The sequence below is a fragment of the Vibrio sp. 970 genome (assembly GCF_033339075.1).
This window is the reverse complement of the sequence record NZ_JAWOTW010000014.1, coordinates 24379-49005: the sequence shown is the minus strand read 5'-3', so window position 1 is coordinate 49005 and position 24627 is coordinate 24379. Positions and strand designations below refer to the sequence as shown.

General features: G+C 46.7%; 25 protein-coding genes. 16 read left to right on the top strand and 9 right to left on the bottom strand.

What is annotated here, in order from left to right; all coding sequences use genetic code 11:
• Positions 1-3: 3 nt before the first annotated feature.
• The 15 genes from R7Q11_RS18735 (at position 4) to R7Q11_RS18665 (ending at position 17790) form a co-directional block, all read left to right on the top strand.
• The gene (locus R7Q11_RS18735) at positions 4-351 is read left to right on the top strand and encodes a hypothetical protein (protein WP_033905435.1); all 348 of its coding nucleotides are present in this window, start codon (positions 4-6) and stop codon (positions 349-351) included.
• On the top strand, positions 348-1745 hold the full coding sequence (locus R7Q11_RS18730; protein ID WP_158159324.1) for a hypothetical protein: 1398 nt from the start codon (positions 348-350) through the stop codon (positions 1743-1745). The genes R7Q11_RS18735 and R7Q11_RS18730 overlap by 4 nt, the downstream gene beginning before the upstream one ends.
• Positions 1746-1860: 115 nt before the next feature.
• A complete protein-coding gene (locus R7Q11_RS18725; protein WP_048626752.1) occupies positions 1861-2700 on the top strand; it encodes a hypothetical protein in 840 nt (279 codons plus the stop codon).
• 56 nt (positions 2701-2756) lie between these two features.
• Positions 2757-3218 (top strand): hypothetical protein, encoded by a 462-nt coding sequence (locus tag R7Q11_RS18720; protein ID WP_033905433.1) that lies wholly within the window; start codon positions 2757-2759, stop codon positions 3216-3218.
• Positions 3218-4477 carry a hypothetical protein gene (locus R7Q11_RS18715; protein WP_017634048.1) on the top strand — a complete coding sequence of 420 codons (1260 nt, stop codon included), beginning with the start codon at positions 3218-3220 and terminating at the stop codon, positions 4475-4477. The genes R7Q11_RS18720 and R7Q11_RS18715 overlap by 1 nt, the downstream gene beginning before the upstream one ends.
• A 71-nt stretch (positions 4478-4548) precedes the next feature.
• On the top strand, positions 4549-5667 hold the full coding sequence (locus R7Q11_RS18710) for a hypothetical protein (RefSeq protein ID WP_213916131.1): 1119 nt from the start codon (positions 4549-4551) through the stop codon (positions 5665-5667).
• A gap of 90 nt (positions 5668-5757) precedes the next feature.
• Positions 5758-8382 carry a hypothetical protein gene (locus R7Q11_RS18705; protein ID WP_048626750.1) on the top strand — a complete coding sequence of 875 codons (2625 nt, stop codon included), beginning with the start codon at positions 5758-5760 and terminating at the stop codon, positions 8380-8382.
• A 401-nt stretch (positions 8383-8783) separates the two neighbouring features.
• Positions 8784-9107 (top strand): hypothetical protein, encoded by a 324-nt coding sequence (locus tag R7Q11_RS18700; protein WP_017634052.1) that lies wholly within the window; start codon positions 8784-8786, stop codon positions 9105-9107.
• On the top strand, positions 9104-9517 hold the full coding sequence (locus R7Q11_RS18695) for a hypothetical protein (protein ID WP_155396207.1): 414 nt from the start codon (positions 9104-9106) through the stop codon (positions 9515-9517). The genes R7Q11_RS18700 and R7Q11_RS18695 overlap by 4 nt, the downstream gene beginning before the upstream one ends.
• Positions 9510-10136 (top strand): hypothetical protein, encoded by a 627-nt coding sequence (locus tag R7Q11_RS18690; protein WP_017634054.1) that lies wholly within the window; start codon positions 9510-9512, stop codon positions 10134-10136. Before R7Q11_RS18695 ends, R7Q11_RS18690 begins: the two co-directional genes overlap by 8 nt.
• Complete coding sequence (locus R7Q11_RS18685) at positions 10133-14926, top strand: hypothetical protein (RefSeq protein ID WP_213916459.1); 4794 nt, start codon at positions 10133-10135, stop codon at positions 14924-14926. The genes R7Q11_RS18690 and R7Q11_RS18685 overlap by 4 nt, the downstream gene beginning before the upstream one ends.
• Positions 14927-14994: 68 nt before the next feature.
• Complete coding sequence (locus tag R7Q11_RS18680) at positions 14995-15678, top strand: hypothetical protein (RefSeq protein WP_033905424.1); 684 nt, start codon at positions 14995-14997, stop codon at positions 15676-15678.
• 90 nt (positions 15679-15768) lie between these two features.
• Complete coding sequence (locus R7Q11_RS18675) at positions 15769-15891, top strand: hypothetical protein (protein WP_017634057.1); 123 nt, start codon at positions 15769-15771, stop codon at positions 15889-15891.
• 28 nt (positions 15892-15919) lie between these two features.
• Entirely contained in the window at positions 15920-17365 is a 1446-nt protein-coding gene (locus tag R7Q11_RS18670) for a hypothetical protein (protein ID WP_158157520.1), read from the top strand.
• 92 nt (positions 17366-17457) lie between these two features.
• The gene (locus tag R7Q11_RS18665; protein WP_053307340.1) at positions 17458-17790 is read left to right on the top strand and encodes a hypothetical protein; all 333 of its coding nucleotides are present in this window, start codon (positions 17458-17460) and stop codon (positions 17788-17790) included.
• A gap of 21 nt (positions 17791-17811) precedes the next feature.
• Here the strand turns inward: R7Q11_RS18665 and R7Q11_RS18660 are convergent, their stop codons facing one another.
• From R7Q11_RS18660 to tnpA, 5 genes are all read right to left on the bottom strand, one after another.
• Positions 17812-18729 carry a ParB/RepB/Spo0J family partition protein gene (locus tag R7Q11_RS18660; protein WP_053307339.1) on the bottom strand — a complete coding sequence of 306 codons (918 nt, stop codon included), beginning with the start codon at positions 18727-18729 and terminating at the stop codon, positions 17812-17814.
• Positions 18726-19499 (bottom strand): ParA family protein, encoded by a 774-nt coding sequence (locus R7Q11_RS18655; protein WP_017634061.1) that lies wholly within the window; start codon positions 19497-19499, stop codon positions 18726-18728. Before R7Q11_RS18655 ends, R7Q11_RS18660 begins: the two co-directional genes overlap by 4 nt.
• Before the next feature lie 3 nt (positions 19500-19502).
• Positions 19503-19742 carry a hypothetical protein gene (locus R7Q11_RS18650; RefSeq protein ID WP_017634062.1) on the bottom strand — a complete coding sequence of 80 codons (240 nt, stop codon included), beginning with the start codon at positions 19740-19742 and terminating at the stop codon, positions 19503-19505.
• 454 nt (positions 19743-20196) lie between these two features.
• Positions 20197-20397, bottom strand: coding sequence for a hypothetical protein (locus tag R7Q11_RS18645; RefSeq protein ID WP_053307338.1), 201 nt, complete (start codon positions 20395-20397; stop codon positions 20197-20199).
• Positions 20398-20520: 123 nt separating this feature from the next.
• On the bottom strand, positions 20521-20997 hold the full coding sequence (gene tnpA, locus R7Q11_RS18640; protein WP_371131119.1) for an IS200/IS605 family transposase: 477 nt from the start codon (positions 20995-20997) through the stop codon (positions 20521-20523).
• Between tnpA and R7Q11_RS18635 the strand changes: the two genes are divergently transcribed.
• Positions 20996-22174 carry an RNA-guided endonuclease InsQ/TnpB family protein gene (locus R7Q11_RS18635; RefSeq protein ID WP_033905390.1) on the top strand — a complete coding sequence of 393 codons (1179 nt, stop codon included), beginning with the start codon at positions 20996-20998 and terminating at the stop codon, positions 22172-22174. The genes tnpA and R7Q11_RS18635 overlap by 2 nt on opposite strands.
• 82 nt (positions 22175-22256) lie before the next feature.
• Here R7Q11_RS18635 and R7Q11_RS18630 read toward each other — a convergent pair whose 3' ends face one another.
• From R7Q11_RS18630 to R7Q11_RS18615, 4 genes are all read right to left on the bottom strand, one after another.
• Positions 22257-22427 carry a hypothetical protein gene (locus R7Q11_RS18630; protein WP_155484615.1) on the bottom strand — a complete coding sequence of 57 codons (171 nt, stop codon included), beginning with the start codon at positions 22425-22427 and terminating at the stop codon, positions 22257-22259.
• Positions 22428-22465: 38 nt separating this feature from the next.
• The gene (locus R7Q11_RS18625) at positions 22466-23683 is read right to left on the bottom strand and encodes a hypothetical protein (protein ID WP_158157518.1); all 1218 of its coding nucleotides are present in this window, start codon (positions 23681-23683) and stop codon (positions 22466-22468) included.
• Positions 23684-23809: 126 nt separating this feature from the next.
• Positions 23810-24136 carry a hypothetical protein gene (locus R7Q11_RS18620; RefSeq protein WP_053307336.1) on the bottom strand — a complete coding sequence of 109 codons (327 nt, stop codon included), beginning with the start codon at positions 24134-24136 and terminating at the stop codon, positions 23810-23812.
• Positions 24137-24202: 66 nt separating this feature from the next.
• Positions 24203-24550: a hypothetical protein gene (locus R7Q11_RS18615; protein ID WP_225466627.1), complete on the bottom strand. Its 348-nt coding sequence runs from the start codon at positions 24548-24550 to the stop codon at positions 24203-24205.
• Positions 24551-24627: the final 77 nt, after the last annotated feature.

Here is a 24627-nt window from a genome sequence, read left to right as displayed (position 1 = left end):
TAGTTGAGCCAAGAAATTGATTACTTACTACGAGTCGATATTGACGGTGTAAAAGTAGCCGATGAGAAGCACGCGATCGTTGCGCGCGTCTCTGAATGGCTCGATACACCTCAAGGCCAAGTTTGGGGCGCTCCAAAATGGGGCAACAGATTAGGGGCATACAAGCATGAACCAATAAACGAAACCACAGCAGCAGCTATCGAAAACTCAATCCTATTAACCCTCCCAATTGACGTGAAAGACGCGGTGGTTCAAGGCATTGCCGTAGAGCCAAGCGTGAACGGTATCGATGCCTACAAATTGACGATCGTTGTGAACGGTCAAACGTTGGAGAGAGGTATTACGTTTTGAGCAAGTTAGAAGAAGTCAAAAAGACCTTTAACGAGGCGATTGCTGGTTCAAGCTGGTGGTCGCGTCATATTGGTTCGCAGTTCGTTGACTACCTTTGCTTATTTGTGGCCAAGATTGTTGAACGCATGGCAGCAATCAGTAGCCGTGCATTGCAAGAATCCTACCTAACGCTAGCCACTAAACGCACCTCCATTTTGGCGGGTGCTGAAACTGAGGGCTATGTAGGGCGAAAAGCAGCGCCATCGAAAGGCCGTGCGCTAGTGACCAATACTGGAACAAAGCGCGTTACCTTGCCGAAATACAGCCAATGCGTGGCTGACAATCAATTGCGCTATACGCTAATGGAAGCCATTGATCTTATGCCGCAAGAAAGCGCCGCAGTAGAGGTGCAACAGTTCGAAGTGTCCAAGATGACCTACACGGTCGATGAAGGAAAAAACTGGTTGGCCGTGGCGTTCCCTCAAGAGCTGACTAAGCGTATTCATAACATCATCGTGCGCGTGAACGGAGAAGAATGGACGCACGTCTTTAAGTTTCGTAATACAGACGGCAAATCCAAAGCCTACATGGAGTATTACAAGCCAACCGACCAGCTAGGCGTTCGTTTTGGTAACAACAATAACGGTCGTGCGCCAGCGACAGGTGATGTAATTGAGTTTGAGCTATGGCTGACTAATGGTGTGACTACCCTACTCGATGCGCAGTATTTAGAGCTTATCGATATGGGGGTTCAAAGCGCCTATAAAGACCAGCTCTCAATCAAAACTTCCACCAGCATTATCGGCGGTGCAGAGCCGGAAGACATTGAATCAATCCGAAACAACGCCCTTTACTCGCCAATCTATGACGAGCAGATAGCGTGGGACTCGGATTACATGACCTTTGTTAAGCGCAATATTTCTGGTATTACTTGGTTGTCGATTTGGGGTGAAGCGGAGCAGGAAAAACTCACAGGAACGCCGGACGTTCGCAACATCAATACGATCTTTATTTGTGCTTACTCTGCCGATAAAACCGACGAGATTTTGAATCAGGAAATCCAAGTTCTATTCGCTGGCCGAGAGGGCTATAACGAGCGCTATAAGCTGGTGGAGCGTAAGGACGTGCCATTTACCGTGACGGTCAAAGGTAAGCTTTACCCAAGTTCAAATCCAGAATGGGCGACAAAGGTACTGGCCGATGCGTTAGATGAGAAATTTGGCAAACAGACAAGTCGCAATGAGCGCATTACCAAAAACCAAATTTGGGATGCCATCCAAGAGCTCAACGTGACTTTGGGTATTAAAGAGTTTGAGGTTGAAGTCGTTGGGATTCTTGACCGCATCCCGATTGATACTTACCACTATTTAGATGTGAATGCGTCAACCATTCAACTGAACTTCGATTACTCATAGAAGTTTTCGCACGGAGCAAGAAAGACACGGATGTTTTCGCATGCGAGAACTTTAAGAAACATCATCCCGTATAGTTTTCGCATGCGAAAACTTTTACACCAATAAGGCGAAAAACATGGCATTTGGAGACTTCAGAAAATGGCTATCTGGCCAGCTAACCAAGGCGCGTCAAAAGGAAACCGCTTGGGTAGATTTAGCAAGCGCGATCGCAGAGTCAATTGAAACTCACGTAGAGTCATACATTGAAAAGCTCAAAGCGCGTTCTTCACTGTACGAAATGGACAAAGAATCGCTGCTAGAAGACATTAAAGAGCTGCGAAAAATCTTCCCACTAGGCGAAGTGGCCGATGAGGACTTGCCACACGTTGTGATGCAGCGTAAGGACGAAATTCACTTTAAAAAGACCATTTATCCACTTATCTCAACGCTCGCGCGTGAATTTAAAGGGTTACGTGTTAAGTGGGAACGAATCTACGCGCCAGTAGACCAAGAGCAATTTCCATACGGCACGTTCTTAGTTCCCGAGTCAGAGTTAGAGCTGCAAAACGGACTAAACCCGAGCGACTTTTTTCTGACTAGTCGCGGTGCTATTCGCATCCCTTTGAACGACATTGCAGGTGAGGACGGCATTACCGAGGAAGCCATTCGAGCATTCGAAGCGAAGATTAAGCGAGTGGTGCATCCTCTTATCCCATTACGAATTGTTTTAGATGGCCAATTGTATTCTATTGAATTTGAAGTCATGGATATGGTGGAAATACCTAGCTATTCTGACCATGTTACGGTTGGAAAACAGACCACGACCGATATAGAATCAACACCGATCTATAAACAGGATTTCGTTCAAACTGGAACGACGACACAGGAAGAACGCCCTGCTAGCCCTATGTATGGTACACCTAGAATGGATGCGATCCCCTTAGATGCGATCTCCATTGATAGACGGTACTATTAACCCTATTCCTATTCCCCGTCCCATTAAAGCGCCACGACTTATACGAGGTCGTAAAGGTGCTTACACAAAAAGTAGTCCTATCGCAGTGTGAACTGCTTAATCGTTATTACGACGAACGCGCCTTGTCGTCGTTGCCTACCAATGGTACTGAGCCTTATTTCCAATTTGGCGATCTTGAATGGGGTTTTGACCTTATCCAAGAAATTGAGGGCAAGCCTAGCTGCATGCCTATCCCACTGGATAAGACAACCGTTGAAAACGTGTTTTACCGTTCTAAGGCGAACTACGCCTATGTGAACGGCAATATCGTAATCACGGCAAACTTGCCAGCGGGTACGCTAGCAGAAGATGAACAATACCAGTTCTCTTGCGTCGGCGTGAAAGATGCGAGCGGCGGTCTGATTCTAGTGGCTGTCACTCAACCAGTTTGGATCTACTCTGACCGTGGTCTATCGATAGAAATCGTGATTAACACGGCTCGCACGGATAGCGCTCAATTGGCGCAGGTAGGTGCCTAATGAGTCGCCCAAACTTCGAAGAAACGATCATCATCCCGCCACTGCTAACGGACTGGCAAGCGCTACCGCTTATCACCGATACGCAGTACCTAGAACCACTGGCCAGTAACAGCCTAAACCGTAAGTTTTACGGCATCGTTCGCGCTGGTATTTTCCGTGGTTTTGAATGTGCTCCTGCTGGTGGAATGAAACTGCGTGTGAGCAGTGGTGAACAATTTGGCGTGGCGTTAGTTGAGCGCGACGACTATGTGTTAACCGTTCGACAACAACACGATGTTGATGTGGAGATTCCGGCTGGTGCCACTTCTTATGTGGTGCTCGAAGCGTTCTATAAGTTTGGCGTAAAGACAAAACAAGTCGATTTAGCGTCAGACATTGAAGCGTCCGAAATTAAGGTGCTTCCGCAGGAAGCGGTTGAAGATCATCATTTGATATTGTGTCGCGCTACCGTGCCAGATGGCGTTACCCAACTCAAAAGTGAACACCTTAACTTTGATGATCGTGAACAAGGCGGTTATGACCTACAAGGTCACGTTTCACATCCCGATCCACATAAGCAATATGCGATGCGCGCCGAAGCCAATGCGCACTACGCAGACCGTGAAAACCCGCACCATGTAACCAAAGCGCAAGTTGGCCTTAGCTTGGTAAACAACTGGGACGCAACCAGTCAGATAAACGTAGATAACGATCAGCTTTATGCCACTGCGAGAGCCATCAAGTTGGTTCACGACAAAGCTGCTGCTGCATACAACAAGTCGGTTGAACATTGGCCGTATATTGCGTCTGGTGGCGAAACAAAAATCGCATTGCCTTACGAAGTGCCGGAAGTAGATTCATTGTCTATCCAAGGTATCGTGCAGACCAAAGACAGTGCTTGGCAATTCTTGAAAGACACTAATGAGGTTGAAGTAGCCGAACCACTTGAAACGGGTGATGAAGTGGTGATTACTCTAGGTGTCCCATCACTAAGCTCAAGCTCTATCATTGCCGAGCTTCAAGAGCATATCGATAACCTTGAAGCCATCATAAACAGCGGTATCGCTGGCGCGCCTATGGAAGTATTCCATAGCCACTTCGCTAGTACGTCGAATACTTTCACTGTTCCACCAGTCTTTGAAGAACGCGCGATTAAGCTGGTGTTCCTACAGGGTGTGCAGCAATCAAAAGATATTGCTTACACCATCTCACCGGACGGTGATGTTATCCAGTTTGTTGACGAAATTGCAGCAGGAACGGAGATCACCTTGGTCGGCTAATCAGTTTTCAAATTCCCCTAGCCCTATTCCCCATAAATGCCCTTTTTACTAACAACGAAATTGGATTTTTTATGGCTACACAAAACAAATTAACTCGCATCAACCGTCTTGTTTCTGATCTTTCAGCGCAAGACGTTGGTGCATTACCAGCGGGCGCTCGCGCAACAGACTCATCAAAACTAGAGGGGAAAACCAAGGCACAAGTTGTCAGTGAAGCGCGCTCCAATCTTGTCCCAACTTCTCGCACTATCAATAACAAACCACTAACGGGCGATGTGACTCTGACTCACTCAGATGTGGGCGCAGCGCCAGCAAGCCACACGCACGACTACATCCCTAACAACAAGAAAGGCGTTGCAGAGGGTGTGGCTACACTAGATAGCACTGGTAAGATCCCACAAGGCCAATTGCCAGCTATCGCTATCAAAGAAACGTTCCCTGTTAAGTCAGAAGCGGAAATGCTTGCTCTTACAGCGCAAGAGGGTGATATGGCAATCCGTTCGGATCTGCGTAAATCATTCGTTCTTATGCGCCAACCAGCGAGCACACTAGCGAACTGGCAAGAACTATTAACACCGACTGACGCCGTTTCGTCGGTTAATGGTCAGCGCGGTAACGTAGTGCTTGAAGCGACTGACGTTGGCGCGGAACCAGCGCTTGAGAAAAAAACAGCATTCAACAAAGACTTTGGTACTACCGCTCACACAGTGATGCAGGGTAACGACTCTCGCGTTGTGAATGCAGTGCCAAAGACTCGCACCATCAACGGTCACGCGCTAAGCGCAAACGTCGAGCTAACCGCAGAAGACGTGGGCGCACTAGACGCTGGCGCAACTGCCGTTAACGCAGCGAAGCTTGAGAACACAACTAAATCTCAAATCATTTCACAAGCGCGTAGCGGTCTAGCAGCTAGCGGCGCGTCATACACCAAAGCGGAATCTGACGGTAAGTATGCCACCAAGGATAGCCTAGGCGTCTCAATCAAAGACGCGATCCGAACGGTAGATATTACTGTCGAATCTGCATCAACTACGGTGGCTCTGCCAGCAGGTACAGTGTCAGCAATCCTTGTTCTAAGCGTGTGCGGTGTAATGCAGAACGCAGGTGTATGGAGCCTATCTGGCAACACAATTACGTTTGGTGAGCAGTTACAAGCTGGTGACATTGTGACTGTTATCGGCTTCAAGTAAGCCATGACCTTTCCTACTTCCCCATTAACGATGTGCTCCGGCGCTTTGTCGGAGTTGCTAGTCAATGAATTGAGAAAGGCATATTTCTGAATGGCATTAAAAAAATTGACTCAAGTTGGTGGTAGTCCAGCTCGAAAATTGCGTGAAGAAATCACGACAAAAGTGGATGAGCACGCTAGCAATAAAACGAACCCGCACGGAGTCACAAAGGCACAAGTAGGCTTAGGTAACGTACCAAACTATCCGGCCACCAGCTCGGTATCAGACACGTCCAACAGTAAACTTGCGACCGCTGGTGCTGTTAAACAAGCATACGACAAAGGCGTTGAGGGTTTAAATCGCGGTAACGCAGCTTATGACCGCGCAGAGCAAGCAGAGACAAACGCGAACAAGCACACCGACGAACGTATCAGCACTTTGATTGGTGGTGCGCCAGCAGAAGCGCTCGATACAATCAAAGAGCTTGGTGACGCGCTCATGGATCAAGAAGATGCGGTAGCGGCCATTACAACCAACATTGCTCAACACAAATCAGACAACTCGAACCCACACAAGGTTACGAAAGCTCAAGTTGGTCTATCAAACGTGCCGAACTACGCATTCACAGCAGCGGTTAATGATGCTAGCGATGTGAAATTTGCGGCGGCAGGTGCCGTTAAGAAAGCGTATGACCTTGCAGCCTCAAAGATGACTCAAGCGCAAGCCGATGGCCGCTACCTAAAACTGTCAGGCGGTACATTGACTGGTGGCCTACTCATTGATGAGGGCAGTTCCAATGTTTCTCAATTGCACATAGGTCATGCAGGTAAGCGCTTTCATGTTGAAACGAAAACCGATGGCACCTTTGAGGTTGTAGAAAGTGACGTTTCAAGTCGATTAAAGATCCGCAAAGGTGGTGAATCAACACTATACGGCTCCCTAAACGCTACAGAGTCGGTATCTTCGAATCGTAGTGTTGAAGTGCAAGGCACTCGCGCTGGTAATAACGTTCCATCGAGCGAGCAAGTTAAGCTGGACGGGTACGGGTTGATTGGTAATCGTCGGGCGGTTTACTTAACGAACGGTTCTAATTCGTCGGATGCTTACGTTCAAATCGCGGTGGGTGGTGCTCATAATGGTGGAGTGGCCAAGCTAGATCTGACTCGCTCAGAGCTTAATTCCAATGTTCCTATCAAGATTCAAGGGCAAAAGGTAATCACCGAGGCGAACAACCGTACTCAAGTTGTCCGTACCTCTTTAGGAAGTGATAATTCTTGGTGTCAGGTTGCTAACGTAACGATGCCTCAATCAAGCTCTACTGCGGTTATTGAGTTCTTTGGTGGTGCTGGCTTTAACACTGACTTGCACTATCAGTCGTCACGACATCAAATGATTCTGAGAGCCAGTAACGGAAACCCTAAAGGTCTAAATGGTCAGGTTATTACAGACCATCCTAGCGGCTTACCATTTAGTGAGTTTGGTTGGGTAAATACTAGCGGTGACAATTACGCCATCTATGTAAAAACACGTAGTGCCTACAGTACGAACATTCTTATTCGATACATGTGTAGTCACACCATTACGCCATACGTTAGCAATAAGGGGGCAAGCCAGCCAGCGGGTATTGTCAAAGGGCGAATGGTCACTAGCTATACGTCTTACAATAAAGACTTAGGGGCAATTAACTCTGTTGATGGAAAGGGTTTAGAGCTTGATTACTCTACAAAGAAAACTTGGATTGGTTCTCGTAATTCTTCTTGGTGCCACCTCCAAACGGAAGCATCGAGTGGTTTCTATTTCTACAATCCCATCGTAGCTTCTTCGGGTCTAAATATAAATTTAAACCAAACCTTGGATTTTGGTGGTAAACAAGGGATTAGAGCTACAGATGGTTCTTGGTTACGAATTAACGATGCTGGTGGCTTTTCTGGTGTCTTTTTCGGTAACTCATTGCTTCGTACTGATGGTGAAATAACAGTTGGCTCATGGAGTGGTTCGACTGATTCCGTTCGTATGGATAATAGTTTTATGGATTCATCATGGGCGACGAATGGCCGTGCGGGATTCAGTATCAACTGTAGAGATAGTTCAAGTGCGCATTGGGCGTTAGCCTCTTACTATGATGGCACCAATATCCGTTCTGGTATTCAGATCCTATCTAACTCAGAGGGTCGGATGCGCTTCTACACTAACCGCCGCAGTAATTATGTAGACATTAAGGACGGCAATGTATATGCAGGTTCGCCTCAGAGCTCGGCTGGTAACTCTCTCGCACGTAAAGACTACGTTGATAGTAAACTAGCGGGTGTTTCATCACGCGCTGGAGAGGTTGCCTTGGGCTGTAATGCGGGGCTAAGAGAGGGCAACCTTACGATAGATGGCATTACATGGGAGTTCAAGAATTGGATAGGATGTTTCCTCGATCCGTTTGATTTGATTAACTACAACGCTCCGGTTGCTGGTTTTGATGTTCGTGTTGAGGGGTATTACGAAATTGAATGGACTGCGATACGACGCCGCAATGCTTCAAACTCATCGACTGTGTACTCTGCAATCGCCAAAAGCAATAAAATTATAGCGGAGGCTCAAAGTGATTCCAACGACTTCGATGCCGTGCCAACGACTTGTCGATGGGTAGGAAAATTATACTACGGTGAGCTTATTCAATTCTTAGACAGAGGTGCATCCACGCCTATTCGGGGTTCGCATTTCTCGATCCGCTACATCAAGCCATAACCATCAACCAAAGGGACACGATGCTGTCCCTTTTTTTGCAAAAGTTTTCGCATGCGAGAACTTTAAAACATGCCATTCCCTAAAGTTTTCGCATGCGAAAACATGGGCGCATATTGATGCGAAAATCAATATTTATATAATCTTCCTCGTCAAATATCGATTCGACTCGACTATCCTCGTTGGAAGTTTTGTATGCGTTGCCGCGCAACAAAACGCTTGGATTAGCCTCTCACCAGCCTTTTGGGTGAGAGGCTTCTTTTTTATATAGGCTCTTGAAATCTAACTTTTTTCCGCAAAACAGCCCTATTTGATACCCATTCAAAAGTAAGTAACGCCCGTCTATTGAGCAAAAGCCACCATTCCGAATACACTCGCTAGGTGATATACAAAAGGGGGATTTAATGCCAGTGTCAGTTGTTGGTGAGAGCTTTGCGATTAGCGTACTGGCTCTATCTGTCCTCAGTGGTGTTGGGTCATATCTCCAAGGCATACGCGAGCAACGTCTAGCTGGTGGATTCCTTGATTTTTTAACCGAGCTAACGCTGGCGTTGGTGGTCGGTTTGATAGTCGCTTACTTGTGTGAAAGCGAGGGTGTGGAGGCTGGTTATACCAGCGCGCTTGTCCTCATTGCGTCGAACAACGGAGCAGACTCGATCAACTTTATCCGCAAGCTGGCTAGCCAAATGTTAGCGAGATTTTTTAATACCGGAGGTCAAGGCAAATGATGGAATTTGCAGTAATTGGCCTAGCCATTGCTGACCGATTTTTGCTTAAACGAAACGCAGTAAAAATACTGCATGCAAACCAGATGGACGATCCCGATGTGATTCGATTCGTTCTTGGTTATCAATCTCAGCGAGCCATAACGAGTGGGACTTTAACCTATTCGTTGCGCAGTAAAAAACGACCAAAAACCGTCATTACTCGCACACGTAAGCTCGACTTTTCACACGCCGGACATAACAGCGAATACCTGACGTTCGATCGCAAGTTACTCGAACTCGAAGCGGGGGAAAAGCTGCATGGCGAGTGGATTCTGGACGTTAAGATTGAGCGCTCCTGTTCCCTAATCAATCCGCTGTACAAAATCTTTCCTACCTGTACGACATATTCAGAGGAATTTGAAATTGCGTAACAACAGTAAGTTTGCACTAGACCAGTCACATAACTATGTGGTGGTCGATTTTGACAACGTGACCGAACGCGGCCTTAAGAGTCTGATCACTGCGTTAAAACAAGCTGGTGCGACTGTTACAGACGTAGAAGCCTCGAACAAGAGAACGAGACGAGACGGCGAGACAGTTAAACGCGCCAAGTTATTCTTTGATAATGGCCAGTCAATGACGCTGTTTATTGGTGATGAGGGTGATATTTTCCAAATGACACTCAACAGCACTAAACAGCCTATCCCTAGCGTGAAGAACGAGCGCGAGCTTGCGCGTGAAATGGTTCGCCTAATGAAGCGCAACCAAAGCAAGTTTGACAAGCAAGTTGCACGTAAAGCGGCTAAAGCCGTTAAAGACACCTCAGACATTCAACCAGCTACACGTTCTGTTGCTAAGCGACTTGAAGAAGCCAAAGCGGCTGAACAAGTCGCTCAGTCCAATTACACCAATGCCCTAGCCGCTCGGGATAGCGTTCGCACTAAGTTGGAAGAAGAACAACGCCGCATAGCAGATCTCGAAACTGCATTAGAGCAAGAGAAGCAAGAAACCAAAGAACTTGAAGCACAATTAGAGGCGGCAAAGTCATGATGTTTACCAGTCAAAATCAAATCAAGATTGTGGATCGCATCGACCATCTGGCCAAGAAACTCACGCCGGAGCAGATTGAAGCGGTGCTGCAAGGTAAAAACGCCGATCAAATCCTAGAAGCATTGTCACTTGAGGATTTGGAGAACACCTACTTGTATCAGTGCAAACCTGTGCCACAAATGATGCTAGAGGCGTTCAAATCGAAAGCCTCAAGGCTTGAATTTCGTGCTCAGCAATTCGGTAAGCACTTGGAGCGTAAAACCCCTACTTTATCGGTAGAAGCCGTTGAAGTAGGCAAACCGCGCAAGTCTGGTGCGGTTGCTGTCCAAATGGTGAAAATCCCGTTTTCAGATGGCCAGAGCATTTCTATTGCGTTCCATGCGCCGGATAACGATCCGCTAAAAATCAATCCAGATGACACGTTAATCGCGTTCCGCTTTCTAATGAACTCGCGCGATATTACTCACGTAGTCGCGCCAAAGGGCAACATGGATTTATCCCTTAAGGAAGTGACCAACAAGCTAGCGCAGTTGCTTGAAAACAACAGCGAGAAATTTGTCGCTGCTAAGGCCAAGAAAGACGCTGACAAGAAAGCATTGGAAGAAGCGCAACAAAAGGCACAAGAACTTGATGAACAAGCTGCGCAACTAGGCGAAGAAGCTACCGACTTGGAACAAAAGCTCGATGAGCTGGCCAAGAAAGAGAAGCGCTTGGAAACTCAGATTGCTACGCAGAACGAAATCCAAGAAGAACTACGAAAACAGCTTGCTGCTATCAAGCCAGCAGCAAATACAGCAACGAAAAATGTAAACGCTGGTGGTAGTTCGTCTCAAGTGATCGAGCAATGGGACGCTTCATGGACTAAGCAAGAGAAACGCGACTTCATCATTAACCGTGCTTTCAATGGCGATCTTGATGCCTTTGTTAAGCAGCTAAGCCAAGAGTTTAAAGACTCATTAGAGTTTGCAGGTGCAGCAAATCAAAACGTTCCTAGCACTTATTCAGAGTCGTACATCAATGATGTGATTTATGACCTCGATAAAGGTGCTATGACGGTATCAGAGCTTGCCGAGGCTAAAGAATACATCCGTGATTCAATTGAAAACGATTTTCCTCAGTTGTCAGACGAAGAACGGGAACGAAAAGCAAATATCGAGCGCAAAGAATGGCTATTGGCTCTTATTGGTCGCAAGACCATTGCTAAGGGCTGGAAGATGGATAAAGGCGAAGATAGCGAGCCGTTTGTCTACTTCGAATCGCCTGACGCGAACGACGATGATAGCTTTGGCCAGTACATGATCCACGCGCGCGATAACCAAACCTTGGCTGTCACTTACGGCGAGGGTTCACCGCTTGCTGGTGGCGACGATCTACAAGGTTGGGAAGCTGCTAAATCACTTATTCTGGCTGACTACGATCGCGAATCTAAGTTGCTTCAAGATACCGATGACAGCAACGAAGAACCACAACCAATTGAGAACGACGAGCCAAACGCGAACGACCAAGACAAAGACGAAACCACGGATAACCTATTCTGGTATGGCCTACGTCTACGCCCTTATGGCTTGGGTACGACGCCGCCACAACATCAAGTGGTTAAGTACCTCGATCCAGAATCGGCGAAAGAGCAATTCGCTGACGCTGGTAATGGCATTCGCCACGGTGCGATCGCTTATGACCAAAAACTGCCACCAGAATTAGTAAGTAACTTTGACCTAGAGCCGCTATTTGGCATGGTTGAGGGCGACCTAGAAGAAGCGGAGCGCATCGCAACCGAAGCGCTAGACCAATGGGTTGAGGACAAAGGCGTTGATGAAATTCCTCAGTCTACGCTCGATACCCTAAAACAAGTGGGCTTCAAAGCAGCGTTCGCTAAGCAGCTACGCCAGCAACCAGAAATGAAGAACCGCAAGGAAAATCCAAACGCGTACAAGCTATGGAGCGCATCGATTGACCTTGTGACGCCGGACATGATTCAAGAGATTGCCGAAGACCTAATGCTGGTTCAAAGCGATGCTGAATTACAGCGCCAAGCAGAACACACGCAAGGCCGCATGCGCTTCCAAGAAGCAGCTCTATCCCAACTTAAGGATATGCAGTCAGTAAACCCAAGCGATCGCAAACGTCTTGTTATGCTAGCTGACCTAACGCTAGGTACTGGTAAAACACTAAAACGTGGCGAGAAAGTGGATGACCAAGCTAAGCGTATTTCAGAACAAGCGCACCTAGTGGAATCACTACAAGGTGAAACCCTAGCGTCACTGGAAGCGCAATTTAAGAACCGCAAAGAGATCACTGATTTCCTAACGGCTCATCGCATTCCATTTAACCGCCGTGCGAAACGCGCTGACCTACTGCAAGCTATCTTGAACTACCGTGACGGATTCTTTAGTGCAACGGCGAAAATGTTCGACCTACGCGCGCTACGTGGCGACCTATACGAGAAGTTTGAGAACGGCGAAGCGTTAGCACTGGATGACGTAGAAAAAGCGTTTAGCGCGACTACGGTTTACCATGAGGGAGACGTAGCTTACACCAAGGCAAAAGGTGAAACCGTCATTCCAGCAATGGCAGACCAAGGCGAGGACTACCAAAAAGTTGAGCGCTTCATTAAGGCGATTGATGACGGTATCTACCCTGACCTATCCGAACTAAGTTCAGATGAGCTCTTTGCTCAGCACTATGCAATGGCAAGTGTTACCAACCAAGACATCCTGGCAATTCATGGTTTTAGATACTTGGATAACGATGAGCAGATCGACAATGACCAGATGGCGCGCGCTATCCATAACTCGGTCATGCCATTGTGGTACACAAAAGCTATCGAAGCGGAATACGAAAGCCGTGGCTTCCCTAGCCTTGCTGCGTTGCCTGACTTGAACCATAAAGGTCAATTCAAGGCGACACGCGAGAAACGCTACGCACCAGTTGGCACTATTGGCCAATCTGATTTTAGCGTTATCGATACGTACACAGGCAAGGTGCTAGAAACTGGCCTAGAGGGCGCAGCAGCGCAGCAAAACGCGACTCAACTAAACGACCAAGCAGTGAAAGAAAGCACTATTGCAATCTTTAACATGTTTAAGGACGGCAAAACGCTTGAGCAAATTGCAGAGACGGAATACAGCGCACCACTAGAGCCTGTCAGTCCGGCCATGTTCACCACAATCAACGGCTTTGAATCATTGTATTCAACGTTAGCCATTAACGGCTCGGGTTCGCTTCACTCGCGCCCAACACTACGCGAGAACGCCGACAAGCTACTGGCTAAGGTGGACGCTGACGGCAAGATTAACGATATTGCGCTAACCGAAGAACAAGAGAACCAAATGGAAAATACATTTGGCTACAGTTTCTTCTCTGCGAAGTCGAACAAGGGTAAAGAGCTACGCTTTATCGCTAACACCAATTCTCGCAGCTACCTAACGGTTGACGGTGCTAACAAACTGCTTGAGCTATTGGGTGCTAAGAACGCCGTAGAATCTGACACAGCAGATGAAGTGAGCAAGGGTGCATCCGAGGAAGAAAAACAACTTCTCGCACTAGACCCAACTCAATATTCATTTGGCTCAATCTATGAGAGCGAGGGCATTCGAGATACGGGTGAAATCGCTAAGCGAATCCGCGCCTTTATCGCTCAGCTTAAGAAAGCTGGCAAGATCAGTAATGACGTTAAAATCTCAGTACGCAAGCCTCGCTACGGCACACTAGACCTAACGCTGACTGACTTGCCAAGAAACGTCATGCTCTACAATCCAGCTTACCTACAGTTCGAGATTGATAACCCTAACTCGCCAGCGCCACACGGTATGAGCCGTTATACCGAAGCAGTAGATCAGCTGATCGAGTTCGTTAACGCTTATGTAGGCCAATACGACTACAACAACAGCGACACGATGACCGATTACCACGATCGCAATTTCTTTGGTGGCCGCCTAACCGTGGACTTTGATTTTGGTAAAGAGCGCAAAGTGGTAGAGCTCGCGTCTCTAACTGAAATGCACCAGCAAGGCGAACAGGCAGAGGATGACGTATTAGACGTTACCTCATTCCGTGAAAGCCTAGATGAAGAAGAAGCGAAAGCGCTTGAGCAGCTAGAAGCCTTTACCAACCTAGAGCTAAAACTTGGTAAGCAGGAAGTGACTTTCCCAACAGGCCGAGTGAAGTCGATTAATGCGAAAGATGAGGACGGACTCACTTACAGCCTAGACGTTCTATTCGACATTCTAGCGACCGACTTAAGCGAAAAAGCGAAAGCTCAACTTGAGACGATTAAGGACTGGCAATCTGTGGATACCTACTACAACGAAAAAGGCGCATTGGTACAACCAAGTGTTGCGGCAGGTATCCACTCAGTAAATGGCTCAGTGCCAGCGAACGTGTACGCTCCGCTAATCGCCCGTTCATGGTTAAATGAAAGCCACGCTGACATTTATCCGATCGCTAAAGATGGCGAGTACAAGTTCGCGCTATACCAAGGCAACGACTTGATCGGTGAATTTGACGATACAGCGGAAATGGAAGCGCTATTAGTGAAAGCGTTCAATCTAAGTAGTGAGGCGCCTCAATCTGAAACAGAGGGCAATAACGAAGAAATGGAACATGTAGAGAAACTAAAGGAAATCCGAGATTTCACTGGTGAACCTACGCCGGAATTGGTTGATGAGTTCCAAACCGCACTAGAACAGGCTTACGCCCACTTCGAAGCTAACGACCAAATAGCAGAGAACGAAGCGTTGATGGATGCCGCTCTAAGCAACATCACAAGCATGATCCAAGCGCAAATTTAATCACAACCAAGGCCGCCACTTCGGCGGCCTAAACCGGAGAGAATCAAGTGTTAAGCTTAAGAGAAAAAATGACGCTCAACCGCGATGCTGCGGGTTTGTTGAAAGAGCTTAAGAGTGGCCAGCTATCGATTGGTGAACGCATCAAAAAGAACCGTGAGCTGGTGGAAATTCTTAATAAACTGACAGGCGCTAACCAAAAGGTTGAGCAGGAACCGGTATCAAGTTCGGATGAGCCAATATCGGTAGAAGAATTTTCCAAGTTAGGCCGCTCCGATAAGATTGAAAAGCTCAATGAAGTGCTACTTCTGCCTAACTGGTACGAATACGAAATGGCGTTTTTCCCTAACTACCAAATGGTTGAAAAGGGGGATAACTACGTTGTTTACAAGGATGGCGAAAACTTCCAGTTTGGCTACAAGGGGCATGTTGCGCGCGGTTTGGACTACTGGAAAAACGATGCGGGCTCAGCCAAGAAAAATGGTGGTTTTGGTAGCTGGTCGCGCGCTGACCGTAGCAAGGCTATCAAGATCATCACTAAGCACATTGAGCAGAATGAGCGCGACAATGGCGAACGTCCAGTTGAACAAAGCGAACTGGTTGCGAGATTCCTTGCAGGGGAGTTTAATACAGCCAAGCCATCGTTGTTTGTTGATGTAATGCGAGACGTTCACTCAGAGGGCTTGGAGCTAGATAGCATCAAGCAAAAAGCGATTGAATGGTTCGAGCACAATCCTGACAAACTGGCCGCTTAAGTTTTCGCATGCGAGAACTTTTTGCATGGAGCGCGAAAGACACGGATGTTTTCGCATGCGAAAACTTTTCAGAGAACTTGAGAAAAAACGATGAATGTTTTCACTAAAATCCGAGCAGACTATTACTACAAGCAATCTTTAAACCTTGCACTAGCAGCCAGCGAACGTCATAACTACGCCAAGGCGCTTTTCGCATTGCTTAAGAGCCTTTAATCCTTTTCCCTGTCCCAAAAGTTTTCGCATGCGAAAACTCGCCAATCCAACCGGAGCGGTCAAATTGAACCAACTCACATCAATTAGCGCCGAAATCAAAGAGGCGAAAAACATCAATGACCTAGCCGAGATTGTTCAACTGTACGCAACAGACAATCCAAAACCCAAGCTAGGTCGCACCAGCTACGTTGTGACAGCAAAAGGCGACGAAGTAGAAACAGGCTTTAAAGTCGTGGAAGCCAGCGACCTTATTCCATCGAACGACTTAGACGGTCGAATCAATCCGAACTTCCCGCAAGAACTGCAACCGCGCGACCGTACTCGCGTATCCTCAAAATTGCAGATCTCAAAGATGGCCAACGATTTGCGTCCACAACAATTAACCGATTCTGGACTATCTAGCCACGGCGCACCGATTGTTGGCTCGGATAATGTGGTGGAGTCGGGGAACGGTCGAACCATAGCTATCATCAAGGCGTATCGAGAGGGCAAGGCTGATAAGTACCGCCAGTTCCTAATCGACAATGCGGAGCGCTTCGACCTATCACCGGAGAAAGTTGAGAGCATGCGCGAGCCAGTGTTGGTTCGAGAACGTGTCACCAAAGTTAACCGTGCTAAGTTTGCCCGAGATTCCAACCTCTCTGACTTGCAACAAATGAGCGCAGCCGAGACAGCTTGGGTTGACGCAGAGCGCATCGATGACCGCATGATTGCTCTATTCCAACCGAGCGAAACAGGCAACCTTTTGGCCAAGTCTAACCAAGGATTTATAAACAGTTTCTTAACTGAAATTGGGGATAACTCAACCGCCGGACTACTTACCGAAGATGGCCGACCAACCAAGCAACTGATTGAGCGCATGCAAAATGCCGTGTTTGCCAAGGCGTACAAAAACGAGAAGTTGGTGAAGCTGGTAGCCGAGGAAGCCGATCCCGAAATTCGCAACATTTTGAGCGCGCTAAACGGCGCAGCAAGCGCGTTTGTTGAGATGCAATACCTTAGCGGAGAGGTGCATAAAAACACGTCTGGAACGCTGGCAGAAGCCGTGGAAATTAACGCCTCACAACCTGACCTCGCTAAGTCAGCACTTGACTCACTGGTGCAAGCAACCGAGCTAGTAAGGCAGGCCAAAGATTCCGGTCAGCACATCGATGAGCTATTGGCTCAGTCCGGTTTGTTTGGCGACAACGATCCCGAGGCCGAAGCGCTGGCGAGATTCATTGCTGCTAACAACCGAAGCGCAAAACGCATGACACTGGCATTTAAGGCAATGGCCGAGGCAATCAATAGTGAGCTGCTTCACCAAGGCCAAGCGCTCGGGGATATGTTTGGCGGCGGCGGTGCATCGCTTATTGATATTCTTGGGCGTGTAAATCAAGAGCTAGAAAACGAGGGGGTACAAACAGGCTTTATGTTCGAGTCTAGTGTGCAACTGGACGAACTTGCAAACGCTTCGAGGCATGCTATAAAATAGTTCTTGGCATATATTGCCTATACAACCTTTATAGACACAAAAACGCCAGATTTAATTGTCAAATCTGGCGTTTTTGCATTTGGGAGTAGGGGATGTTTACTATCAGGCATCGTTATCACTACGGGCTAATCGACATAAACGAAGACGGCGTTGCCGATGGCCATTCAGTCGCAGGGAATGAGATCCCCGCTTTAAGGAAAGATGGCGAGTATATCTACAGACCATTTAAAGGGGCGCTAGATAATATCTATCTACTGCATATCCAAAAGGTAAAGCTGGTGAATATCGTCGCTTATTGCGATGACGAACTAGGGCTATTTGGCTGGCAAGACGTGCCGCTCGATCACTATGTGGTTGGTGTCTACCGTGACGGCGGGTATTACGTCCTAACGAAAAACGGGCGGCTAATTAGCCACCCGCTTTAAAAGTTTTCGCATGCGAGAACTTTACACACGATACCCAACTAATTGAGCTTCACCAACTGGCACTTGCTCAAGTTCGCCATCATCAAACAGTACCGTTAGCTTGTCGCTATGCTTACCAGATGCGAACACCAAACCATGACGGTCATTAACCATCACACAAATGCTGGTAGGCTTTTGGTTTGCCGTAGGCTTTTTGCTTACTGGTGTCTTATCGGTCTTTTCTGCTTTCTCTGGTTTGCTAGGTTGAGGTGCAACTTCCACCTTGCTATCTAGCTCGCCAGTGCGCAGTTTTACACAATCTTGGCGTGTTAGCTTCTCGCCGCTTTCCAGTGCTTCACGAACTCGCTCAGAGTTATCGATGGTTGCTTTGCGTAGTTCGTTGATGGACTCAACATCACCAATAATCCCTTTTTTGAATGCTTCCAAAACAAAGTCAGGGGCTTTAAGCACATTTAGGTATTTTGAAATGTAGCCGTCTGATTTGCCAAGGCGCTTAGCTAAGCCACGGTTATCCAGATTGTGCTTTTTCTTAGCTTGGTCAAACGCCTTACCTAATTCGATTGCCGTTAAATCTTCTCGCTGGATGTTTTCAATGAGCTGGCCAAAAATATCGCCCTTTTCACGGATAATACATTCAACGTGAGTCAGCTTGTCGCTCAACATAGTGGCGCGCCAACGGCGTTCACCCTCTTGGATTTTGTATCCCTTGCCATCGAACGGGTAAACAACGACAGGTTGAATTTGGCCGTTTTCTTCTAGGCTTTCGCATAACTCAAGTAGTGATTCATCGTTAAATTCTTCACGAACTTGCTCAACTGAATACAAAGAGTCTTTAGGGATAGCCAACACTTTCGCTGCATCGCGGATTTCTACCTCTGATTCATCCAAGAGATTATCTAGGTCGCTAAGCTTGATTCGATCTCTTAAACTTTTGGTCATGCTGTCACCTCTACCATGCGCTTGCAAAGTTCCTCACAAACCGCTGTAAAGCCGAATTTCTCAGCCGCTTTAGGGTTGGTTTCAATCAGTGCTTTGCCTTGGTTTAGAGCTTCACTTACGCGCGTTGTTTTAATCAGTTTGTTTTCAAAAACTAGGTTGCCGTACTCTTTACGAAGTTCCGCTTCCTGTTCGCGCTGGTCGTTTGTAATGTTGGCTTCGATAAGGTTTAGGACAATGCCTAATACTTCCAAGTCAGGGTTCATTCGACGGATTTGGCGCGAGGTCTTAACCAGCTCATTAACGCCTTTGATCGACATTTTTTGTGCTTGGCTAATGATAAGTAGCTTACTGGCCACAAGTAGCGCTGCATGCTGTAGCGCGTTCGCCGCTGGTGGACAGTCGATAAAGATATAGTCGTAGTCGTCTTTGATAAGGTCGATAGACTCAGCCACGTTTAAGATTTGTGATTGAGTAATGTTACCCATGCGCTTATCGCCGCCAATAACGTGTACGTTTTCGCTGACTTCGAAAGGTTTAGCCTTTACTGGATTTTCAAAAAGGTTGTAAGCGTTGTGTAGGCAACTCGCAGATGTGTACTCTGGATTCTCGACCATTTCCGGTGCGATTGAGCCGCCTAAGTTGTTTTGTGGGTCAAAGTCCAGGAATAGACATTTGTTGCCTTGGCTAGCGATGCTAATGCCAAAGTTGTAAGTACAAGTTGTTTTACCAACGCCGCCTTTTTGATTGGCAATCGCCATGATAATGCTCATTAATTAATTTCCTTTGCTGGTGGAATTTGTTTGCTGTTTTGGTTTGCTCAGTGCTACCTCAAGATCCTCGATATAGCACTGAACTACGTAATCAGTTGTACCGCCGCCGTGCATTGCTTTGTAAATAGCAGTGTGGCAAGGGCTTACACCCTTAACGCCATCAATGAGCTGCTTGGCTTTTCTGGTACTTCCTGCCTTTTGGACTAATTGATTTAATCTTTCGCATCGTTCCTTGGATGCCATATCAATGCCTCTCGATTGTTGTCACTGGCAACAGGCACACACTATACGTTGCCAGTAGCAACAGTACAAGAAAAAAAGTAACAAACAGAACTGATTGCACAAGTTTTCGCATGCGAGAACATCAGATAAATTGTGAGATTGATTCCATGTGTTTTCGCATGCGAAAACTTTTTGACAATTCTATTACTTAACTGGGTTACAAAGAGCAGCGTCAACAGGCATAAGAAGGAAAAGCACCTAGTTGCATAATTCATTGTTTTTAATAAAAAAATATTGAAAAACCTGTTGAATATGAAAACTATTTCACATAAATTAAATTACAGATAGGCGGCAACAAAACTATTAGGGGTAGGATTGATTGCATCAAAGCTTATCTGTTCAACGTGCAATCCCCGCCATTTGTTCAGTGGCGGGGTTTATTTTTTCTATCTCAAAAGTTTTCGCATGCGAAAACTTAATGCATCGATTTGCTGTTAACACTCCACGCTTCGAGATTTACGTCCTCGATAGAATATTCAAATTCTTCATCATCGACGTAGTAGGTATGTAGGTTTGCTTGCCAGTAGCCTTTATCAACTTGCTCTTGCTGGTACGCCCACGCAGCACACAACAAAATCGCAGGGTCTTCGAAATTGAAGTGTTGCTCTGTGATCACTTCTGAATCGCTGCCAGGTCATAACCATGCTTGGCCATGAGCGATTTAACCGCCCACCTTTAATGGCTAGGGTGCTCCCTGCGAAAGAGCAGGGAGGGGAATAGCCAAAGGTGCGATAGCGCCTTAATGCGGTCTATCCTGTTGCTCGATGTACTGACGAATAACAGTTAGTGGCGCACCTCCACATGTTCCAGCAAAGTAAGACCGACTCCAAAGCACATTCTTACCAAACGCTCCTGCTACATCATTAAATTCCCTGCGAATCCTGCGTGAACTGGTTGCTTTTAACGAGTTCACCAATTTTGCAACGCTAGGTGTATTCGGAGATGTTGATATTAGCAAATGAACATGGTCAGGCTCTCCGTTAAATTCCTTTAGCTCCGCATCAAAGCCCAAACAAAGCTCCCTGAAAGTCGCCTCAAGACTTTGTAGATGCAAATCTCCAAACACTTTCTTTCTGTATTTTGTCACGAAAACGATATGTAAATGCAGTGAATAACAACTATGCCTGCCCTTATTAAAATTATCGCACACTGATATTGTCTTTTGTATGTAAGTTGATAATATAAATACATTATCAAGATTCACACTGATTGTCATGTTAATACGCAAAGCATACAAATTTCGGTTAGAGCCTACCGCTACCCAAGCGGCTAGACTTGCTGTGCTTTGCGGTCATGCTCGATTTGTGTGGAATCAAGGCTTGCGCCACTGCTTAAACAAGTTGGACTCTGGCGAGAAGATCCCGAACTACGCTGAACTGTGTAAGCAACTCACGCAATGGAAGAAAGAAGACGATCTTGCTTGGCTCAAAGAGGCATACACTGACAATCTACAGCAAAAGCTCAAAGACCTTCATACGGCTTGGATGCGATGCTTCGACAAGTCATTAGCTGCTGATAAGCCTAGATTTAAAAATAAAGGCAAAAACCAAGATTCAGTGCGCTTTGTTAACTTCAACAAATACTGCGAACTAGATGGTAAGCGTGTAAAGCTACCGAGCAAGCTTGGCTGGCTGAAGTTTCGCAAATCACAAGAAGTACAAGGCAACATTAAGAACTGTACTGTTAGTTTTAAGTCTGGTCACTGGTATATCTCGTTCCAAGTTGAGCAAGAAATTGATGAACCTAAGCATACCTCTAGCTCTGCCGTTGGTATTGATATGGGTGTTGCCAAGTTAGTCACATTGTCAGACGGCTCATATCTAAAACCGCTTAACGCATTCCGTAAGCATGAAAAGCGCTTAGCTGTCGAACAGCGCAAGCTATCAAGAAAGGTTAAGTTTTCTGCTAACTGGCAGAAACAGAAAGCCAAAATTCAAAAGCTACACACTCTCATTGCGAATTGTCGCAAGGACTACTTACATAAAGCCTCACATCAAATCAGCAAGAACCACGCGATGATAGTGATTGAGGACTTACGTGTATCAAACATGTCTAAGTCAGCAAAAGGCAATGCAGAAAAGCACGGTAAAAACGTGAAAGCTAAGTCAGGGCTGAACAAATCAATACTTGATCAGGGTTGGTATGAGTTCAGAAGACAACTAGAGTACAAGCAATTATGGAATGGTGGTTTAGTTGTCGCTGTGCCAGCGCAATACACAAGCCAAACCTGCCCTTGTTGCAGTCATGCATCGAAAGATAACCGTAAAACTCAATCTCATTTTGAGTGTATTAAGTGTGGTTACACCAACAATGCAGATATTGTTGGCGCATTAAATATTTTAGAGCGGGGACACCGCTTGTTAGCCTGTGGAGAGTCGGCGTTAGCCGCTTGATGAATCAGGAACTTGCACCTAAAGCAATTTAGCGTGCGCCCATGTAATGGGAATCCCTTAGCGAATCAGCTAGGGGAGGATGTCAACAATAAGCGCCATAGTGACGGTACATGAGCGGATTGGCTTTAAGTGTTTTGTAAATGCCATCTACTTGAGCTTGGATAAATGCTTCTTTGCTTTGCGCTGTTTCTAGCGCCTCATCGAGTAAGGGCTGTAGATCTTCAACGGTAGGCAATTTCATTTGGGTAATCATTGTTGTCTCCAAAAAGTTTTCGCATGCGAAAATTTGAGTTAGGCAGCTTCGGCCATTGTGTTGTGAATGGTTAATAGCGATTTCGCTAGCAATTCCAAATCCGCTTTCGCAGAGATAAACCACCAGCCGCCATTAAATTCACTGCTTGCGTTTGATGCGAAGTCAGCGCCGTACTCGGCCTTAGCTTCCTTGTCACCAGCGAACATCACTTTAAGCGAACCTTTAAGGCCATTGTTGTCCATCAAACCAATGCGCTCGTATGGCTCTACAACAATCTCTTTTCGGTTGCGACCGCGCTTAGGCTTCCAGCTAATTGGTGAAGTCACCATTTTAACGTCGATGCCAATGCCTGACATTAGTTCGCTAAACTTCTCGATGCTCTCTACGTTAATGGCAGAGATATTATCGATTTTCACTCTCTGCGTTTCGGTCACTTTAACCTCGGCCTTTTCCGGCTTATTCGCATTTAGGTACTTCTCGATAAATTCCTCACGCTGTGCGCTGCGGTAAGTGAATAGCGAACCATACGCACCTTTCATGCGATTCAATGACCAGTCATCCGAGAAGATTAGGCCATCACCGGATAGGAACTCACGTTCGCCAATAGCGTGTAGGTCGGCACATACCTTAAGCATGGTTTCTTGTGAGTTTTCGCCGTAAATCGCATCGACCTTTTTCAGTAGGTGAGTATCGGTCGTTGGTTTGTATTGCGTCATCCAGTACGCGATCTGTGATAGACGTTTCGCACGGTCAGGGTCGTTAGCCACCAGCTTAGTGAAGTCAGCGAAGAGCTTATCTTCCAGCTCTGTGCGGTATTCGCTAGAGCGTTCGGTCAGAATATCGGTGTAACGAGTGAACTCACGAGCCGATAGGCGGCGCGCTTCGTGTGCGTTGGTGTAACCTGTCCATTTCAAATTGCTTAGATGGTTATCTAGCTCTTTAAGGAAAGTGATAGACGTTTTGTAAGTCGTCTCTGCTTTCAGTAGCGCTTCTTGATAAAGCTCAGGGTGTTTTTCCTCGAATGCTTTGATCTCAAGTGTCACCAGTTCAACAACTGCCTGTTCGCTCACTTGGTTGCCGTTTTCCATCGCCTGTTTGTCCCAATCGCTACCGATAAAGAAACTTAGAATGTCGTGTTCCAACATCACGCGACCTTTATCTTCCAATTGCTTGGTTACTTGGTCGAGTAGGGCTTTCACGATCGCTTTATGGCTCGTATCTGGATAAATCAGCTTTTGGTCTGGTTCAACATCCAATCCCACGGCGTAGAGAATGAGCCGTCAGCATTTCGCACCAAACAACGGCGGCTGTTACCGTAGGCTTTCATTTTCTTTTCTGCGACCAGTTCAAAGAACATCTCACGGTCAAACGTATGAGCGACTTCACTTAGTGGTACACCTTTGGAGCGCTTTTGCTTCTAGCGCTGCTCTATCCTGATTCACTGGCGCAATTTCAATGATGCGCTCAACAGGTAGATCGACATAGTTGCGTGACGCTGGTTCGCCGTCCATTTCAGTAATGAATCCGTCCACCGTGCCAGATTTACGGTCGAAGTTGGTGATCATGATTGTTGCTTTTGAATCGTACTCGGCGCTCCAAGAACGGCTCTTAACTTCGGCTTTGTAGGTGTAGCCATTACGCACAATCACGCCATTGCGAACAATGTACAACTCTGGATGAGTTAGGAAGTCAGGGTAATCCTTTAACACACCGTCATTGCTGGTTTCAATTTCTTGATGGTATCGCTCGCTTTGTCGCGGTTTTTGATCGCTGCTTCAAAGGTTTTGATTTGGCTTTCTAGGGCAAACAGTCTGCCTTTGGTGCGTTGGTAGTTTTTGTGCTGCCAACTGCCGCGCTTCTCGCCCTCTGCACGTAGGCGATCTTCTTCCACCGATGCCGCCAAAACCTGTGTAGTCGCGCAGAGCTGCTTTATCTTCGGGTGAAACGTTGGAGTAGTCGCCGTTGTACTTGGCGAGAATATCTTTGGCTAGTTGGTTAGCCTTAAGGCGCTGGTGGCCTTTTGGAGTGTCGCTAATATCGACAGCGAGCAAGGCTTCAAACTGGCGTACCAGTTCATCGATTGTTGTCGCCTGTTCAATACTGCGGGTTAAATCAGTGTTCATTGAACGTGCCTTTTATTCTTTGGATAAAAGCCAAAAAAAAAGTCGAGCTTTCGCCCGACTTTTTCCTTTCCTATTCC

Bases quoted from the DNA above. Each gene is read 5' to 3' on its own strand.
- R7Q11_RS18705 (WP_048626750.1), top strand. From the start codon at position 5,758: ATGGCATTAAAAAAATTGACTCAAGTTGGTGGTAGTCCAGCTCGAAAA.
- R7Q11_RS18695 (WP_155396207.1), top strand. From the start codon at position 9,104: ATGATGGAATTTGCAGTAATTGGCCTAGCCATTGCTGACCGATTTTTG.
- R7Q11_RS18675 (WP_017634057.1), top strand. From the start codon at position 15,769: ATGAATGTTTTCACTAAAATCCGAGCAGACTATTACTACAAGCAATCT.
- R7Q11_RS18680 (WP_033905424.1), top strand. From the start codon at position 14,995: ATGACGCTCAACCGCGATGCTGCGGGTTTGTTGAAAGAGCTTAAGAGT.
- R7Q11_RS18655 (WP_017634061.1), bottom strand. From the start codon at position 19,499: ATGAGCATTATCATGGCGATTGCCAATCAAAAAGGCGGCGTTGGTAAA.
- tnpA (WP_371131119.1), bottom strand. From the start codon at position 20,997: ATGACAATCAGTGTGAATCTTGATAATGTATTTATATTATCAACTTAC.
- R7Q11_RS18685 (WP_213916459.1), top strand. From the start codon at position 10,133: ATGATGTTTACCAGTCAAAATCAAATCAAGATTGTGGATCGCATCGAC.
- R7Q11_RS18660 (WP_053307339.1), bottom strand. From the start codon at position 18,729: ATGACCAAAAGTTTAAGAGATCGAATCAAGCTTAGCGACCTAGATAAT.
- R7Q11_RS18665 (WP_053307340.1), top strand. From the start codon at position 17,458: ATGTTTACTATCAGGCATCGTTATCACTACGGGCTAATCGACATAAAC.
- R7Q11_RS18630 (WP_155484615.1), bottom strand. From the start codon at position 22,427: ATGATTACCCAAATGAAATTGCCTACCGTTGAAGATCTACAGCCCTTA.
- R7Q11_RS18700 (WP_017634052.1), top strand. From the start codon at position 8,784: ATGCCAGTGTCAGTTGTTGGTGAGAGCTTTGCGATTAGCGTACTGGCT.
- R7Q11_RS18615 (WP_225466627.1), bottom strand. From the start codon at position 24,550: ATGAACACTGATTTAACCCGCAGTATTGAACAGGCGACAACAATCGAT.
- R7Q11_RS18635 (WP_033905390.1), top strand. From the start codon at position 20,996: ATGTTAATACGCAAAGCATACAAATTTCGGTTAGAGCCTACCGCTACC.
- R7Q11_RS18710 (WP_213916131.1), top strand. From the start codon at position 4,549: ATGGCTACACAAAACAAATTAACTCGCATCAACCGTCTTGTTTCTGAT.
- R7Q11_RS18670 (WP_158157520.1), top strand. From the start codon at position 15,920: ATGCGAAAACTCGCCAATCCAACCGGAGCGGTCAAATTGAACCAACTC.
- R7Q11_RS18715 (WP_017634048.1), top strand. From the start codon at position 3,218: ATGAGTCGCCCAAACTTCGAAGAAACGATCATCATCCCGCCACTGCTA.
- R7Q11_RS18725 (WP_048626752.1), top strand. From the start codon at position 1,861: ATGGCATTTGGAGACTTCAGAAAATGGCTATCTGGCCAGCTAACCAAG.
- R7Q11_RS18650 (WP_017634062.1), bottom strand. From the start codon at position 19,742: ATGGCATCCAAGGAACGATGCGAAAGATTAAATCAATTAGTCCAAAAG.